The organism is Stenotrophomonas sp. Sm10, from assembly GCF_030985515.1.
In the GTDB taxonomy this organism is placed as follows: domain Bacteria; phylum Pseudomonadota; class Gammaproteobacteria; order Xanthomonadales; family Xanthomonadaceae; genus Stenotrophomonas; species Stenotrophomonas hibiscicola.
The window spans coordinates 39,101-55,664 of record NZ_JAPTFO010000007.1; the positions used below are offsets into that span (position 1 = coordinate 39,101).

12 protein-coding genes and 1 pseudogene are annotated in these 16,564 nt (G+C 66.7%); all 13 read right to left on the reverse strand.

Annotated features, from left to right (window positions below; genetic code table 11):
- Positions 1-22 precede the first annotated feature (22 nt).
- The 13 genes and pseudogenes from dnaE to pyrH all read right to left on the reverse strand — a co-directional run bounded on the left by dnaE (position 23) and on the right by pyrH (position 16,534).
- A complete protein-coding gene (gene dnaE / locus O0J15_RS03440) occupies positions 23-3,613 on the reverse strand; it encodes a DNA polymerase III subunit alpha (RefSeq protein WP_308305086.1) in 3,591 nt (1,196 codons plus the stop codon).
- Between the two features lie 236 nt (positions 3,614-3,849).
- Complete coding sequence (locus O0J15_RS03445; RefSeq protein WP_021203671.1) at positions 3,850-4,509, reverse strand: ribonuclease HII; 660 nt, start codon at positions 4,507-4,509, stop codon at positions 3,850-3,852.
- A pseudogene (gene lpxB / locus O0J15_RS03450) lies at positions 4,506-5,669 on the reverse strand (lipid-A-disaccharide synthase); the annotation flags it as partial. The pseudogene lpxB and the gene O0J15_RS03445, both read right to left, overlap by 4 nt.
- Before the next feature lie 92 nt (positions 5,670-5,761).
- Entirely contained in the window at positions 5,762-6,553 is a 792-nt protein-coding gene (gene lpxA, locus O0J15_RS03455; RefSeq protein ID WP_005415844.1) for an acyl-ACP--UDP-N-acetylglucosamine O-acyltransferase, read from the reverse strand.
- Between the two features lie 16 nt (positions 6,554-6,569).
- On the reverse strand, positions 6,570-7,028 hold the full coding sequence (gene fabZ, locus O0J15_RS03460; protein ID WP_005415845.1) for a 3-hydroxyacyl-ACP dehydratase FabZ: 459 nt from the start codon (positions 7,026-7,028) through the stop codon (positions 6,570-6,572).
- On the reverse strand, positions 7,025-8,047 hold the full coding sequence (lpxD, locus tag O0J15_RS03465; protein WP_021203673.1) for a UDP-3-O-(3-hydroxymyristoyl)glucosamine N-acyltransferase: 1,023 nt from the start codon (positions 8,045-8,047) through the stop codon (positions 7,025-7,027). Before lpxD ends, fabZ begins: the two co-directional genes overlap by 4 nt.
- A gap of 456 nt (positions 8,048-8,503) precedes the next feature.
- Positions 8,504-10,867 (reverse strand): outer membrane protein assembly factor BamA, encoded by a 2,364-nt coding sequence (gene bamA, locus O0J15_RS03470; RefSeq protein WP_021204147.1) that lies wholly within the window; start codon positions 10,865-10,867, stop codon positions 8,504-8,506.
- A gap of 74 nt (positions 10,868-10,941) precedes the next feature.
- The gene (gene rseP, locus O0J15_RS03475; protein WP_308305087.1) at positions 10,942-12,300 is read right to left on the reverse strand and encodes an RIP metalloprotease RseP; all 1,359 of its coding nucleotides are present in this window, start codon (positions 12,298-12,300) and stop codon (positions 10,942-10,944) included.
- Between the two features lie 55 nt (positions 12,301-12,355).
- Positions 12,356-13,546 (reverse strand): 1-deoxy-D-xylulose-5-phosphate reductoisomerase, encoded by a 1,191-nt coding sequence (locus O0J15_RS03480; protein WP_021204145.1) that lies wholly within the window; start codon positions 13,544-13,546, stop codon positions 12,356-12,358.
- A gap of 2 nt (positions 13,547-13,548) precedes the next feature.
- Complete coding sequence (locus O0J15_RS03485; RefSeq protein WP_019659125.1) at positions 13,549-14,385, reverse strand: phosphatidate cytidylyltransferase; 837 nt, start codon at positions 14,383-14,385, stop codon at positions 13,549-13,551.
- The gene (gene uppS / locus O0J15_RS03490; protein ID WP_019659124.1) at positions 14,382-15,149 is read right to left on the reverse strand and encodes a polyprenyl diphosphate synthase; all 768 of its coding nucleotides are present in this window, start codon (positions 15,147-15,149) and stop codon (positions 14,382-14,384) included. Before uppS ends, O0J15_RS03485 begins: the two co-directional genes overlap by 4 nt.
- Before the next feature lie 5 nt (positions 15,150-15,154).
- Entirely contained in the window at positions 15,155-15,709 is a 555-nt protein-coding gene (gene frr, locus O0J15_RS03495; RefSeq protein ID WP_019659123.1) for a ribosome recycling factor, read from the reverse strand.
- 96 nt (positions 15,710-15,805) lie between these two features.
- Entirely contained in the window at positions 15,806-16,534 is a 729-nt protein-coding gene (pyrH, locus tag O0J15_RS03500; RefSeq protein ID WP_019659122.1) for a UMP kinase, read from the reverse strand.
- Positions 16,535-16,564: the final 30 nt, after the last annotated feature.

Genomic DNA, 16,564 nt, shown 5'->3' on the forward strand with positions numbered 1-16,564 from the left:
CAGGAACACGAAGGAGCCAGCCTCAGCTGGCCCACGGCGGGCTGTAGCGCACCTTCAGCGTGCGTACGGCCGGGTCGGCGCGCAGCGCCTCCATCAGCTTGGAATCGATGCGTACCGCGCTCTGCCCGGAGACATCGAGCATGCCGGCGACACCGCCGTGCGGGCCCTTCAGCAGCAGGTCCAGGCGCAGCGGCGTGCGCCCCGGGCGATGGCGGTCGAGCAGGGCATTGATGCGCTCCCAGACCGGGCGCTGCTGGCGCAGGTCCAGGCGCAGCGACAGCCGCGTGGCGTAGTTGGCGCAGACTTCGTCGAAGTCCCAGCACTGGCGGATGCGCAGCGCGTAGCCACCGTTGAACTCGTCCTCGCGCAGGCCGCCCTTGACCACCAGGATGCGGTCCTTGGTCATCAGGTGGCCGAACTCGGCCATTGCATCGGAGAACGCACTGCACTCGACGCGGCCGCGGCCATCCTCCAGCTGGATGAAGATCTGGCTTTCGCCCTTGCGGCGCACGCCGACTACCTGGCCTGCCAGCACGGTCTGCACCTCCGGGCGCCAGCGCTTCTCGCCGCCACCGCCGCCACCGCTGTTGCCGCTCCAGATTTTCTCCACCGAACCCAGGTCGTTGCCTACCAGATCGCGCACATCGTCGCGCCAGGGATCGAACGGGTGGCCGCTGAGGTAGAAGCCCAGCGTGTCGCGCTCGCCGTTGAGGCGCTGCAGCAACGGCCATTCTTCGGCTTCTGGCAGGTCCAGCTGGATCGAAACGGTGCTCGGGTCGGGCCCGCCAAACAGCGAGTTCTGTCCGGACGCACGCTCGCGTGCCATCTGATCAGTGGCCTTGATCACTTCCGGCAACTGCAGCATCAGCGAGGCACGGTTGCGGCCGAGCTCATCGAGCGCACCGCAGTTGATCATCGCTTCCAGCGTGCGCCGGTTGAGCTTGGCCGAGCCGACGCGGGTGCAGAAGTCCAGCAGATCCTTGAACGGGCCGCCCTTCAGTCGTTCCTCGACCACCGCTTCGCAGGCGCCCTGGCCCACGCCCTTGATCGCGCCCAGGCCGTACTGGATCGTGTCCGGGGTGACCGCTTCGAACATGAAGGCCGACTGGTTCACCTTCGGCGGCAGCACGGTCAGGCCGAGGTTGCGCACCTCGTCGAGGAAGCCGACCACCTTGTCGGTGTTGTCCAGGTCCGAAGACAGCGTGGCCGCCATGAATTCGGCCGGATAATGGCGCTTCAGCCACGCGGTCTGGTAGCTGACCAGTGCGTATGCAGCGGCGTGTGACTTGTTGAAGCCATAGCCGGCGAACTTCTCCATCAGGTCGAAGATCTCGTCGGCCTTGGGGCCATCGACGCCGCCCTTGGCCGCACCTTCGCGGAAGATCTCACGGTGCTTGGCCATTTCCGCCGGCACCTTCTTGCCCATCGCGCGGCGCAGCAGGTCGGCGCCGCCCAGCGAGTAGCCGCCGACGATCTGCGCCATCTGCATCACCTGCTCCTGGTACACCATGATGCCGTAGGTGTCCTTCAGGATCGCTTCGGTGCGCGGATCGGGATAGATGATTTCTTCCTGGCCGTGCTTGCGCGCGTTGAACGAAGGAATCAGGTCCATCGGGCCAGGGCGGTACAGCGACACCAGCGCGATCAGGTCTTCGAAACGGTCGGGGCGCGCGTCCTTCAGCAGGCGGCGCATGCCCGAGGATTCGAACTGGAACACCGCGCCGGTGTTGCCGTTGGCGAAGATGTCCTTGTAGGTGGGCGCATCGTCGAGCGGGATCGCGGCAATGTCGACCGGCGGAATGCCCGCGCGTTCGTGGCGCTTGTTGATCGCCTTCACCGCCCAGTCGATGATGGTCAGCGTGCGCAGGCCGAGGAAGTCGAACTTCACCAGGCCCACTTCTTCCACGTCGTTCTTGTCGAACTGGGTGACCGGGTTCTTGCCGAGCCCATTTTCGTCGTGTTCCGCATACAGCGGGCAGAACTCGCTCAGCGGCTCGGGCCCGATCACCACGCCGCCGGCGTGCTTGCCGGCGTTGCGGGTCAGGTCTTCCAGCTGCAGCGCCAGGTCGATCAGGTCGCGGACATCGTCCTCTGTCTCGTAGCGCTGGATCAGTTCCGGCGACGCCATTTCCGAGCTCGGGCCTTCCTTGCCCCTGCCCAGCGCATCCTTCAGGTGGATACCCAGGATGTTCGGGATCAACTTGGAAACGCCGTCGACCAGGCCGTACGGGAACCCGAGCACGCGGCCGGAGTCGCGCACCACCGCCTTGGCGGCCATGGTGCCGTAGGTGATGATCTGGCTGACGCGCTCGCGCCCATACTTGCGCGCGACGTAGTCGATCACCTCGTCGCGGCGGTCCATGCAGAAGTCGATGTCGAAGTCGGGCATCGACACGCGTTCCGGATTGAGGAAGCGCTCGAACAGCAGGTTGTACGGCAGCGGATCCAGGTCGGTGATCTTCAGCGCCCACGCCACCAGTGAACCGGCACCCGAGCCGCGGCCGGGGCCGATCGGAATGCCCTGGTTCTTGCCCCATTGGATGAAGTCGGCCACGATCAGGAAGTAGCCGGGGAAGCCCATCTTGATGATGGTGTTGAGCTCGAACTCCAGGCGCTCGAAGTACTCCTCACGGGTCTTGCCCGGCGCCAGCGGATTCTTCTCCAGGCGCTCTTCCAGGCCCTCGCGCGACATCTTCTGGATCCAGGTATCCAACGTTTCGTCGTCGGGCACCGGGTAGTTGGGCAGGAAGTAGGTGCCCAGCCGCATCTCGATGTTGCAGCGCTCGGCCAGCGCCAGCGTGTTGTCGATCGCGTCGGGGATGTCGGCGAACAGCGCGCACATCTCCTCGGCCGACTTCAGGTACTGCTGGTCGCTGTACTCGCGCGGACGCTTGGGATCGTCCAGCACGCGGCCGGTGGAAATGCACACGCGCGCCTCATGCGCGCTGAAATCGGAGGGCGACAGGAAGCGCACGTCATTGCTGGCCACCACCGGCAGGCCACGCTGGCCCGCAGCCATCAGCGCGAACTGGTTGAAGGTTTCCTCGCCCTCGCGGCCGGTGCGGGTCAGCTCCAGGTGCAGGCCATCGCCGAACACCCGTTGCCAGTCGGCCAGCTGCTGCTCGGCCAGCTCATGCTTGCCGTCCAGCGCCAGGCGTCCGGCCAGGCTCTGCCGGCCGGCCAGCGCGAACAGGTTGGCGTTGCCGGCCTTCAGCCAGTCCGGGTGGATGGCTACGCCGCCTTCGGGGCGATGGCCTTCCATCCAGGCGCGGGTCAGCAGCCGCGACAGGCTCAGGTAGCCTTCGCGATCACGGCACAGCAGGGTCATCCGCCACGGGTCCTGGCCTTCCTCGGCGATCAGCACGTCGGCACCGGCGATCGGCTTGATGCCCACGCCTTCGGCGGCCTTGTAGAACTTGACCAGGGCGAACAGGTTGTTGAGGTCGGTCACCGCCAGCGCCGGCAGGCCGAGCTCGACCGAGCGCGACAGCAGGTTGGCCTGCTTGGCCTTCTTCGGGTCCGCCTGGTCCGGCTTGGCCGGCACACGGATGGTGGAGTCCGCCAGCGAGAACTCGGTGTGGACGTGGAGATGTACGAAGCGGGAGTTGGACATGCCGGACCAGGTTGGAGCGCGCGGGCCCCGGGTGCTGACGGAGGTTCGTCGCCGGGGTCGGGAAGCGCTGGAATGCCCGGTCAGGGTAGCGAGGGCAGGGGGTTGCCACAAGGCTTGACAGGGGCACGGCGTGGCGCCGGATTCAGGCGTGCGGGAGGCCGCCTTCTTAGAGCCGAGCCCATGCTCGGCTGTCCACAGCAGCCGAGCATGGGCTCGGCACTACAACTCCAGCTGGCTCAGGCGATGGCCGCCGCCTGCGTCAGGTCCAGACACTCACGCACCGGAGCGAAACTGCGGCGGTGCTCCATGCAGGGGCCGTGCTCGCGCAGGGCGGCCAGGTGGGCCGGGGTGCCGTAGCCCTTGTGCTGTTCGAAGCCGTACTTCGGATGGCGGGCATGCACCTCCTGCATGTAGCGGTCGCGCGAGACCTTGGCCAGGATCGAGGCGGCCATGATCGCGCGGTCGATGCCATCGCCGCCGACCAGCGCCTGCGCCGGCAGTGCCAGGCCCTTGGGCACCACGTTGCCGTCGATGCGCGCGAAGCCGGCCACATGGGCGACCGCTGCAACGACGTCACGCATGCCCTGCAGGGTGGCCTGGTAGATGTTCAGGCGGTCGATGGTGTCCACGTCCACCAGCACCACATGCCAGGCCAGGGCGCGCTCGATGATGCGGTCATGCAGCTGCTCGCGGCGGGCCGCGGTCAGCTGCTTGGAGTCATCCAGGCCGTTGATCCGTGGTCGCGACGGGTCGAACACCACCGCTGCCACCGCGACCGGCCCGGCCAGTGGGCCACGGCCTGCCTCGTCGACGCCAGCGACCAGGCGCTCCGGCTCGACCACGGGCGCACCGTCGAACAGGGTCAGGCTGGCTGCGGCGGCGTGACGGCGGCTCATGCCTGTGCCTGGTCGCGCATCAGCAGTTCGCCAACGGCGTCGGCGGCACGCGCCGAGGCGTTGCGGCGCAGCCGCTCGTGCAGGCGCACGTAGGCATCCTGCAGATCGGTCACCCGCTGCGGGTGGTCGAACCACTGCTGGATGGCCGCGGCCAGCTTGTCCGGCGTGCAGTCGTGCTGCATCAGTTCCGGTGCCAGGTCCTGCCCGGCCAGGATGTTGGGCAGGGCGAAGCGGTCGACCTTGATCAGGCCGAGCGCCTTCACCAGTCGATAGGTCAGTTCGTTGACGCGGTAACCGACCACCATCGGCCGCTTCACCAGCATGGCCTCCAGAGTCGCGGTACCGGAGGCCAGCACCACCACGTCGGCGGCGATCATCGCGTTGCGCGCCTGGCCATCCAGCACATGCGAATAGGCCACCGGCAGCGCCGAGCGCGACAGCTGTTCCTCGATCAGTTCCCTGCAGGCCGGGTTGGCGGCAGGCACCACCACATGCAGGCCCGGAATGCGTTCGGAGACCTGCCAGGCGGCTTCGAAGAACGGTTCGCCCAGGCGCGAGATCTCGCCCAGGCGGCTGCCCGGCAACACTGCCAGCACCTTGGCCGAGGCCGGCAGTCCGAGCGCGGCGCGTGCTTCCTCGCGATTGCCCTGCAGCGGAATGTCATCGGCCATCGGGTGGCCGACGAAGCGCGCGTCGATGCCGTGCCTGGCATAGATCGGTGGCTCCATCGGGAACAGGCACAGCACCAGGTCGGCGCTGCTGCCGGTCTTCTCGGCGCGCTTTTCGCGCCAGGCCCAGACCGAGGGACTGACGTAATGCACAGTGCTCACGCCACGCTGCTTCAGCCAACGCTCGATACCCAGGTTGAAGTCGGGGGCGTCGATGCCGATGAACACGTCCGGCTGCCAGTCAAGCGCACGCTGGCGGAACGCCGAACGCAGCTTGAGCAGGCGCGGCAGGTGGCGCAGCACTTCGGTCAGGCCCATCACCGCCAGCTCGCTGGCATCGTGCCAGGTCTGGCAGCCCGCGCTGCGCATGGCGTCGCCACCGATGCCGGCGAACTCGGCATTCGGGAAGCGCGCTTTCAGTTCGCGGACCAGGCCCGCACCGAGCAGATCGCCGGAGGCCTCGCCGGCCACCAGCGCGATCCGCAACGGGCGCTCGCTGAGCACCCGTTGCGCCGGGACGCTGCCGGTCATCGAGGCCAGCGGGATCACTGCGGCGCCGGCCGGCGCCTGGCCGGTCGTGCTGCTCATCGCAGCAGGGGCCTCTCGGCGTGCTCGATGAAGTCCAGCATCGCCTTTACGTCGTCGCTGTCACGCGCCTGCTCGGTCAGCTGCACCTTGGCCTCTGCCAGCGGCAGGCCCGCCACGTACAGCGTGCGGTAGGCACGCTTGATGGCCGAAATGCGGTCAGCGTCGAAGCCACGTCGCTTCAGGCCTTCGCTGTTGATGCCGCGCGGGCGTCCCAGCGAATCAGTACCGACCATGGTGAACGGCGGTACGTCACCATTGGTCAGCGCGCCCATGCCGAGGAAGGCATGCGCGCCGATCCGGCAGAACTGGTGGGCACCGGCGAAGCCGCTGATGATCACGTAGTCGCCCACGGTCACATGGCCGGCCAGGGTGGTGTTGTTGGAGAACACGCAGAAATTGCCGACATGGCAGTCGTGCGCCACGTGCGTGTAGGCCAGCATCCAGTTGTCGTTGCCGATGGTGGTGATGCCGCCGCCGCCGCCGGTGCCACGGTTCAGGGTGACGAACTCGCGGAACACGTTGCGGTCGCCGATCACCAGTTCGGTGCGCTCGCCGCCGAACTTCTTGTCCTGCGGCTCGCCACCGATCGCGGCATGGCCGACGAAGCGGTTGTCGCGGCCGATCCGGGTCGGGCCGTGGATGCTGCAATGGGGGCCCACCACCGTACCGGCACCGATTTCAACGTCGGGGCCGATCAGGGTGAAGGCGCCCACCTGGACATCGTCGGCCAGGCGTGCGGCCGGGTCGATGACGGCGGTGGGGTGGATCCGCGGTGCGTTGTCAGTCATTGCTGCCTCCAGTGGATCAGCCCTTGGCGCCGGCACACATGACCTCGGCCGACGCGACGACTTCGCCGTTGACCTTGGCTTCGCCGTAGTACCAGCCCATGTTGCGGATCAGGCGCTTCATCTGCACGTCCAGCATCAGCACGTCGCCGGGGACGACCTGCTTGTTGAAGCGGGCGTTTTCCACCTTGACCATGTAGAACAGCTTGGACTGCGCATCGCGGCCAAGCGTGAGCTGGGTCATCACGCCGCCGGCCTGCGCCAGCGCTTCGATGATCAGTACGCCGGGCATGATCGGGCGGCCCGGGAAGTGGCCCTGGAAGAACGGCTCGTTGATGCTGACGTTCTTCTGCGCCAGGATCCGCTTGGCCTCGACGTCGAGTTCAAGCACCCGGTCCACCAGCAGGAACGGGTAGCGGTGTGGAAGCAGTTCCTGGATCTGGCAGACGTCGATCGGAAGCTGCAGCGAATCGTTCATTCTTTCTCCTTGCCAGCAGCCAGGACGCGGCGAGCCAATGCGTCCAGCTGCTTGAAACGCGCGGCGTTCTTGCGCCACGTACGGTTGTCGGTCAACGGGGTGCCGGATGAGTACTCGCCCGGCTCATGGATGGAATTGCGGACCACCGACTTGCCGGTGATCACGACCTTGTCGCAGATCTCCAGGTGGCCGACAACGCCGACGTGGCCGCCGAGCAGGCAATAGCGGCCGATCTTGGCGCTGCCGGCGATGCCGGTGCAACCGGCGATGGCCGAATGCGCACCGATCTGCACGTTGTGCGCGATCTGCACCAGGTTGTCCAGGCGTACGTCTTCGTCCAGCACGGTGTCTTCCAGCGCGCCACGGTCGACGCAGGTGTTGGCGCCGATTTCGCAATCGTCGCCGATGCGCACGCCGCCGAGCTGCGGCACCTTGATCCACTTGCCGGCGTCCATCGCCAGGCCAAAGCCGTCGGCGCCGAGCACGGCACCGGGATGCACGCGCACGCGCTTGCCCAGCCGGACCCGGGTGACCAGGGTGACCCGGGCGATCAGCTCACAGCCGGAATCCAGGCTGCAGTCCTCGCCGATCACGCTGCCGGCGCCGATGATGCAGTTCTCGCCGACCACGCTGCGCGCACCGACTGAGACGAACGGACCGATGTGCGCGCTGGCCGCAACCTGGGCACTGGGGTCGATCACCGCGCTGGGGTGGATGCCCGGCGGACGGGTCGGCGCGATGTCGAACAGCGCGGCGATCTTGGCGAAGGTGGTGTACGGGTCCTTGGCGACGAGCGCGGCGCCGGGAGCGGACTCGGCGTCTTCGGCACGCAGCACCACCAGCGAGGCTTGGCTGTCGGCCAGCTGGGCGCGGTAGCGCGGGTTGGCAAGGAAGGTCAGCTGGCCAGGACCGGCATGGGCGAGGGTGGCCACGCCATGGATGGCGGTGGCGGGGTCGCCATGGACCTGCAGGCCGAACTGCTCGGCGAGTTGCTGGGCGGTGTAGGTGGGAGTATTCACGGCGGGAGTTTAACGTGTGACGCCATTGCGGTCATGCGGGGGGGGCAGGGCTTGGCGCCTGCCGGGTACGGTGGGAGGCGGCGGGTGGCCCTGGCCAGGACACGCAAAAGCCCCTCCATGGTGCTCGATGGCGCCTTGCTCGTGTGCGCTGTCCTGCGCACATGGCAAGACCGGGGTTGGGGGTCCTGCCCAACCCGCCCGAGGCATGCCTCGGGCCCATGGCGCCAACGGTCCTGGTCAGCCCCCTGCGCCATCACCAGATGATTTCACGCGAGCGCGGGAAGTAACGGCGGCGGCGAGCAAGTAAAACGAAAACGCCGGGCAATGCCCGGCGCTTCGCGCCCCGTCTGGTGGAGAGCCCCCCTTTGTTGAGGGGGGCGCGCCAGCGGCGCGGGGGATAGGTGAAATGCGCGGGCAATTCACCGGAGGTGGATCAGTTCTGAGGAACAGAGTTCCTCAGAACTGGCCACCGAACGTGAATTGCAGGCGCTCGATCTTGTCATCGTCTTCCTTCTTCAGCGGGAAGGCGTAGCTGATCGAGATCGGGCCGACCGGGGCGCGCCACAGCAGGGCCACACCGGTGGACACGCGCAGCTCGTTGGCCTTGAAGTTGTCCACGCCGGTATACACGTTACCGAAGTCGACGAAGGCCGACACACGCGCCGACGGGCTGTCGAACAGGCGCGGGAAGTAGGCCTCCACCGACCCAACGGTCTTCAGCGAACCACCCAGCGGCTGGCCTTCCGGATAACCGGTGGTGACTTCGCGCGGGCCGAGTGTGTTGTCCTCGAAGCCGCGCACCGAGTTGGTACCACCGGCGTAGAAGTTCTCGAAGAACGGCAGGCCGCTGGCGGTGACGGTGCGGGTGGTGCCATCCGGATTGGTCAGCGTACGGGTGTAGTCGTTGCCGTAGGCATCGCCGTAGCCGATTTCGGCACGGGTGTTGATCACCAGCGACGGCATGATCGGCCAGTACTTGCTGATCTGGTAGTTCAGCTTGTAGTACTCGATGGTCGAACCCGGCAGCGTGGTTTCCAGGCCGATGCGCTGGTAGGTACCGCGCGTGGGCATGAAGTAGTCGTTGCGCGAGTCGCGCGCCCAGCCCAGCTCGGTGCGCCATGCGTGGAAGGTGCGCTTACCGACTGCGTTGATGTAGTCGATGATCGACTGCGGGGTCGAGCCCTGGTAAGTGGTGATCTGGTTGCTGTCGATGCCGAACATCAGCGAGACGGTATCGGTCTCGGTCAGCGGCACGCCAAACACCACCTGCGCGGCACCGTTGGTGCTGTTGTACTGCGCGGTGTTGAAGTCGGAGTAGTCCAGTTCGCGCCAGGACAGGTTGTAGCCCAGCGAGACGCCGTCATCAGTGAAGTACGGGTTGGTGTAGCTGAAGCCGTAACGCTGCAGGTAGCTGCTGCGCGAGGCTTCGACCGACACGCGGTTGCCGCCGCCGAGGAAGTTGTTCTGCGACAGCTGCACCGACGTGGTCATGCCGTAGGACTGCGAGTAGCCCAGGCCGAACACGAAGCTGCCCGAGGTGGTTTCCTTGACGTTGTAGACGACGTCGACCTGGTCGTTGCTGCCGCTGACGGCCGGGGTCTCGACGTCCACCGATTCGAAGTAGCCCAAGCGCTGCAGGCGGATCTTGGAACGATCGATCGCGGCCTGCGAGTACCAGCTGTTCTCGAACTGGCGCATTTCGCGACGCATCACTTCGTCGGACGTACGCGTGTTCCCGCGGAACAGGATGCGACGCACCGACACGCGCGGGCCGGGCACGACCTGCATGTTGATCGCCACGGTCTGCTCGGCGCGGTTGGTGGTCGGGATCGGGTTCACCTTGGCGAACGCGTAGCCGATGTTGGACAGCGAATTGGTGATGGTGTCCGAGCTGAACTCCAGCAGCGCACGCGAGAACGTATCGCCGGACTTCTGGATCACCATGCGCTCGACGTCCTCCTGCGGGAGGATGGTGTCGCCGCTGACCTTGATCTCGGAGATCTTGTACTGCGCACCTTCGGTCACGCCGGCGGTGAGGAACATGTCGCGCTTGTCGGGGCTGATCGACACCTGGGTCGAATCGATGCTGAAGTCGACATAGCCGCGGTCCAGGTACCAGGAATTGAGCTTTTCCAGGTCGCCGGACAGCTTTTCCTTGGAGTACTGGTCGTCACGGCGGTACCAGGACGCCCAGTTGTGCTCCTTGGACTCCCAGGTTTCCAGGATGTCCTTGCTCTCGAACTTTTCGGTGCCCACCAGGTTGACGTGGCGGATCTTGGCCGCCTTGCCTTCCTTGATGGCGATGGCGATGTCCACGCGGTTGCGGTCCAGCGGGCTCACCGTGGGGGTGATCTCGACGTTGTACTTGCCGCGGTCGTTGTACTGGCGGCGAAGTTCCTGGGTCACGCGGTCCAGGCTCAGCCGATCAAAGGTGCCGCCCTCGGTCAGGCCGATGTCGGACAGGCCCTTGAGCAGCTGCTCGGACTTGATGTCCTTGTTGCCGGTCACGGTCAGCTTGTTGATCGCCGGGCGTTCCTTGACGGTCACTACCAGGATGCTGCCCTGGCGGTCCAGCTGCACATCCTCGAAGAAGCCGGTCTTGTACAGGGCGCGGATCGTCTCGCCGACCTTGCTGTCGGTGACCGTCTCGCCACGTTCCACCGGCAGGTAGGTGAACACCGTGCCCGAGCTGATGCGCTGCAGGCCGTCGACGCGGATGTCGCTGACAGTGAAGGGCTCGGCTGCCTGGGCCAGGGCGGGGGCGCCGGTGACGGCGGCAAGGGCGAGGGCCAGCAGGCGGCGATTGGGGAGTCGCGTCATGTCACGTCCGGTAGGAAGGTCGATTTCATTGGTGCGGGATGCCGACGCTGTAGACGGCAACAACGTGGAAAAGTTCATCGCGGGACCAGGCCGAGGATGTCGTTGTAGAACGCCAACCCCATCAGCCCGGCCAGCAGCGCCAGGCCGATGTACTGGCCGGCGGCGATGGCACGCTCGCTCAGCGGGCTGCCCTTGACCAACTCGATAAGGTAATACAGCAGGTGGCCGCCGTCCAAGATCGGGATCGGCAGCAGGTTGATGATGCACAGGCTGAGGGACAGCAGGGCAAGGAACTGCAGGAACCAGTCGAGGCCGCGCTTGGCCGAGACATTGGCCACCCGGGCGATGGTGACTGGCCCGGACACGTTCTGCAGCGAGGCCTTGCCGGTGACGATTCGGCCCATCATGCCCAGCGAATCTGCCGCCAGGCGGCCGGTTTCGCGCACGGCCACGGTGACCGCGTCAAGCGGGCCATAGCGAAGCAGGGTGTCGTAGGGAGGGCTGAACGAAGTCGGGAACTGCACGCCGATCTGCCAGGTCGGTTCACCCCTGGAATCCTTGCCCTGGCGCGGGGTGACTTCCAGCGCCAGGCGTTCACCGCCGCGCAGGACCTCGATCATGCCAGGGCCGCCGGCGCGGCCCAGCGTCTGGATCTCGCCGATGACCTGATCGGCACCATCGATGCGCTGGCCATCAATGGCCACGATCAGGTCCCCCGGCTGCAGCTGCCCGGCCACCACCGAATCCGGCGTCAGCGAGTCGACCAGCGCCGGCTGCAGCCACGACTGCCAGTACAGGCCGGCCAGGATCGGCACCCGCCGCTCATCGAAACCTGCCGGCAGCTGCGACAGCGGCAGAGTGCGCATGCGTACCTGGTCAGCCGTATCCAGCACCTCCAGCCTCACGTCGCGGCGGTCCATCGCGGCCGCGGTCAGCGCCATGCTGGCTTCACCGAGGGTAACGACCGGGCGCTCGTCCACGCGCAGCACGCGGTCACCGCTGGCCAGCCCGGCACTGGCAGCGATGCCGCTGACACGGCCGATCGTCGGCGAATAATCCTGCTTGCCGATCACGAACATCGCCCACAGCAGCAGGATGCACAGCAGCAGGTTGGCGATCGGGCCGGCGGCAACGATGGCAATGCGCTGCCAGACGCTCTTGTTGTTGAAGGCCTGGCCGCGCTCGTGGGGGTGGACTTCAACCTCGCGTTCGTCGAGGAACTTCACGTAGCCGCCGAGCGGGATGGCGGCAATGGCGAACTCGGTGCCGTGCCTGTCCCGTCGCGACCACAGCGGCCGGCCGAAGCCGACCGAGAAGCGCAGGATCTTGACCCCGCACAGGCGCCCGACCCAGTAATGCCCGAACTCGTGGAACGTGACCAGCAGCCCGAGGCTGACAATCATCCACCAGACCGATCCGATGAAGTCAGTCATGCAGGCTCACAATGGCGGGCAGGGGCGGCGGCGTCATGCTGGGCGAGGCAGTCGTTCAGGCGGCGTCGATGGCGTTCAGGGTGAGCTGGCGTGCCCGCTGGTCGGCGCACAACAGGACCTCCAGTGTATCGGCTGGCTGGGTCGGCAGTGTTGAAAGAGCGTTAGCAACCAGCTTCGGGATGGTCAGGAAACCGATCCGGCCCTGAAGAAACGCTGAAACCGCCTCTTCATTGGCGGCGTTCAGCACCGCCGGTGCGGTGCCGCCGGCCTGCATGGCCTGCCAGGCCAGCGCCAGACAGGGGAACGCGTCCGTGTCCGGGGCCTCGAAATCCAGCCGGCCCTGGGCCAGCAGATCCAGCCCGGCCACGCCCGATTCGATGCGTTGCGGCCAGCCCAGGCCAACGGCGAGGGTGGTGCGCATGTCCGGCAGGCCCATCTGTGCCAGGGTCGAACCGTCAACGAACTCGACCAGCGAATGGACCAGGCTCTGCGGGTGCACCAGTACCTCGATGCGTTCGCCGGGTACGCCGAACAGGTGGTGGGCCTCGATGACTTCCAGGCCCTTGTTCATCAACGTCGCCGAATCGACCGAGATCTTCGGCCCCATCGACCATTTCGGGTGGGCAACGGCCTGGGCCGGGGTGACCTGGGCCAGTTCGTCGCGGCTGCGGCCACGGAATGGGCCGCCGGAGGCGGTCAGCAGGATCCGGCGCACGCCGGCGCCATCAACGCTGGCATCGCGTGAGCGCAGGCACTGGAAGATTGCGCTGTGTTCGCTGTCGATCGGGATGATCTCGGCGCCCGCGCGTTCAGCGGTGCGGGTCAGCAGCTCACCGGCCAGTACCAGTGATTCCTTGTTGGCCAGCAGGATGCGCTTGCCCGCGGCGGCTGCGGCCAGGGTGGAAGACAGCCCGGCCGCGCCAACGATCGCGGCGACCACGGTGTCGCAGGCGTCACTGGCGGCCAACTGGTCCAGCGCGGCATGGCCGGCATGCGCCTCGGTGGACAGCCCCGCATCGCGGAGGCCGTCGCGCAGTTCGGTGAACAGCGCTTCGTCGGCGATGACCGCGTGCGCTGGCCTGTGCTGGCGGCACAGTGCCAGCAGCGCCTGCACCTGGCGGCCGGCAGCGAGCACCGTGGCCTGGTAGCGGTGCGGGTGGCGGGCGATCACGTCCAGCGTGGAAGCACCGATCGAGCCGGTGGCGCCGAACACGGCGACCCGGCGCAGGTCTGCGACAGCATTCATGGTCAGAATCCGAAGATTTCCTTGCCGAGTGCGAACACCGGCACGGCAGCCAGGACACCGTCGACACGATCGAGCACACCACCATGGCCCGGAATCAGGTTTCCGGAGTCCTTGGCGCCGGCGTGGCGCTTGATCAGGCTTTCGAACAGGTCACCCAGCACCGAGGCGAACACGGCCACCACCGAGGTGATCAGCAGGCCTGGCAGGTGCCCGGCGTCGATGCCGGCCAGCCAGCCCAGGCCGAGGGCCACGGCGACACCGGCCAGCAGGCCGCCGAACAGGCCTTCCCAGGTCTTGTTGGGGCTGATCCGTGGGGCCAGCTTGTGCTTGCCGAAGTGACGACCGGCGAAATAGGCGCCCGAATCGGCCGCCCAGACCAGTGCCAGCGCAGCCAGCAGCCACAGGTGGCCCTGCCTGCCCGGCGGATCGCCGCCGGCATGGATCAGCACCAGCGCAGCCCAGGCCGGAACGATGGCCAGCGTACCGGCCAGCATCTTCACGATGCGCGAGGGTGCCGACGGCTGCGCACCGAAGTTGAAGAAGCGCAACCAGACCAGCGCGGCCAGCCACCAGGCCACGCCGGCCAGGGTGGTGATCTGGAACAGCACCAGCGTGCTGCCATCGGCCCAGACCAGCAGCACCATCAGCAGCAGGTTCAGTACCAGCAGCACGGTACGCGCCAGGGTGTCTTCGATGCCGGCCAGCTTCAGCCATTCCCACAGGCCGATCAGCAGCACCGCAGCGGCCGCCGCTGCCAGCCACTGGGTCGGCAGCAGCAGGATCGCGGCAATGGCGACCGGCGCCATGATCAGCGCGGCAAGGACTCGGATCTTGGTCATGGGCTGGAAGTCTCGGTGGCCAGTGCGGCGATCTGGGCGCTGGTCAGGCCGAAACGACGCTCACGTCTGCCATAGGCGTCCAGCGCCTGCTGCAGCTGCCCGGCATCGAAGTCCGGCCACAGGGCATCGGTGAACCACAGCTCGGTATAGGCCAGCTGCCACAGCAGGAAGTTGCTGATGCGGGTGTCGCCACCGGTGCGGATGAACAGGTCCGGCGGTGGCAGGTCGGCCAGGGCCACCTGGCTGCCCAGCAGCGATTCATCGATCTGCTCGGGCAGAAGGCGACCGGCCGCCACTTCGACGGCCAGGGCGCGCGCGGCGCGGGCGATGTCCTGGCGGCCGCCGTAGCTGGCGGCGATCGACAGGGTCAGGGTGGTGTTGTCGGCGGTGCGCTGCTCGGCCAGCTGCATGCGGCTGACCAGCCCTGCACCGAAGCGCTCGCGTTCGCCGATGAAGCGAACGCGCACGCCACGCCGATGCAGCTCGTCCACTTCACGGTCGAGCGCGCCGAGGAACAGCTTCATCAGGGCATCGACTTCTTCCTGCGGCCGGCCCCAGTTCTCGCTGGAAAACGCGAACAGGGTCAGCGCCGGTATGCCCAGTTCAAGGCAGCGCTCGATGGTGCGGTTGACCGCGCGCGCGCCGGCCCGGTGGCCGATCACGCGCGGACGACGGCGCTGCTGTGCCCAGCGCCCATTGCCATCCATGATGATGGCGATGTGGCGGGGCAGGGCGGCCGGCAACGGAGGTGGGACTGAAGGCATCGACTTCAGACCGACAGCAGTTCTTTTTCCTTGTCGGCAACGACCTTGTCGACGTCCTTGATGTTGGTGTCGGTCAACTTCTGGATGTCGTCTTCACCGCGCTTCTTCTCGTCTTCGCTGATCGCCTTGTCCTTGACCAGCTTGGCGATTTCCTTGTTCGCGTCCTGGCGGATGTTGCGGATCGCGATCTTCGCGCCTTCGCCTTCCTTCTGCACCTGCTTGACCAGCTCCTTGCGGCGCTCTTCGGTCGGCGGCGGCATGTTGATGCGGATCGCAGTGCCCAGCGTGTTCGGGGTGAATTCGGCGTTGTAGAGACCCTTTTCGATCTCCTTGATCATGCCCTTGTCGAACGGCGTGACCAGCAGCGAGTGCGCGTCGGCGTTGGAGATCGACGCGACCTGGTTCAGCGGGGTGCTGGCGTTGCCATAGGCGCTGACCGTGACACGGTCCAGCAGGGCCGGGGTGGCGCGGCCGGTGCGGATCGAGGTGAGGGTGTGCTTCAGAGCGTCGATGCTCTTGGCCATGCGCGTCTGCGCGTTGTTCTTGATGTCGTTGAGCATCGCCGGGTCCTGGGTGTAACTGGAATCGGGCGATTATAGGCGAATACGGGACGCTGCCGGGCCTGAATCGGCCCGGAGCTCGCCTGGCGCTCAGGCTCAGGCCGGGTCGCGGCCCTGGACCAGGGTGCCGATGTTCGCGCCGCTGAGGATCTTCAGCAGCTCACCCGGCTGGCCCATGTCGAACACGCGCATCGGCAGGTCGCTGTCGCGGGCCAGCGCGAAGGCCGCCGTATCCATCACTTCCAGGCCGCGGCGGATGACTTCGTCGTAGCTCAGGCTGTCGAAGCGGACCGCGTCGCTGTGCTTGTTCGGGTCCTTGTCGTACACGCCATCGACCTTGGTGGCCTTCAGCAGCAGGTCGGCGCCGATCTCGATCGCGCGCAGCGCGGCGCCGGAGTCGGTGGTGAAGAACGGGCTGCCGACGCCAGCGGCGAAAATCACCAGGCGGCCCTTTTCCAGATGGCGGATGGCGCGGCGGCGGATGTAGTCCTCGCACACGTCGTTGATCTTGATCGCGCTCATCACGCGGGCCTTGGCGCCCAGTTTCTCGAGGGCGTCCTGCATGGCCAGGGCGTTGATGACCGTGGCCAGCATGCCCATCTGGTCGCCGGTGACCCGGTCCATGCCGCCAGCGGCCAGGCCGGCGCCGCGGAAGATGTTGCCGCCGCCGATCACCAGTGCCACTTCGGCACCGGCCTGCTGGGCTTCGATGACCTCACGGGCCAGGCGGTTGATGACCTTCGGGTCGATGCCGTAGTCCTCATCTCCCATCAGCGCCTCCCCGGACAGTTTCAGGAGGATGCGGCGATAGGCGAGCTTGGACATGGGGACCTCGGGTGCGTGGAAATCGCGGGG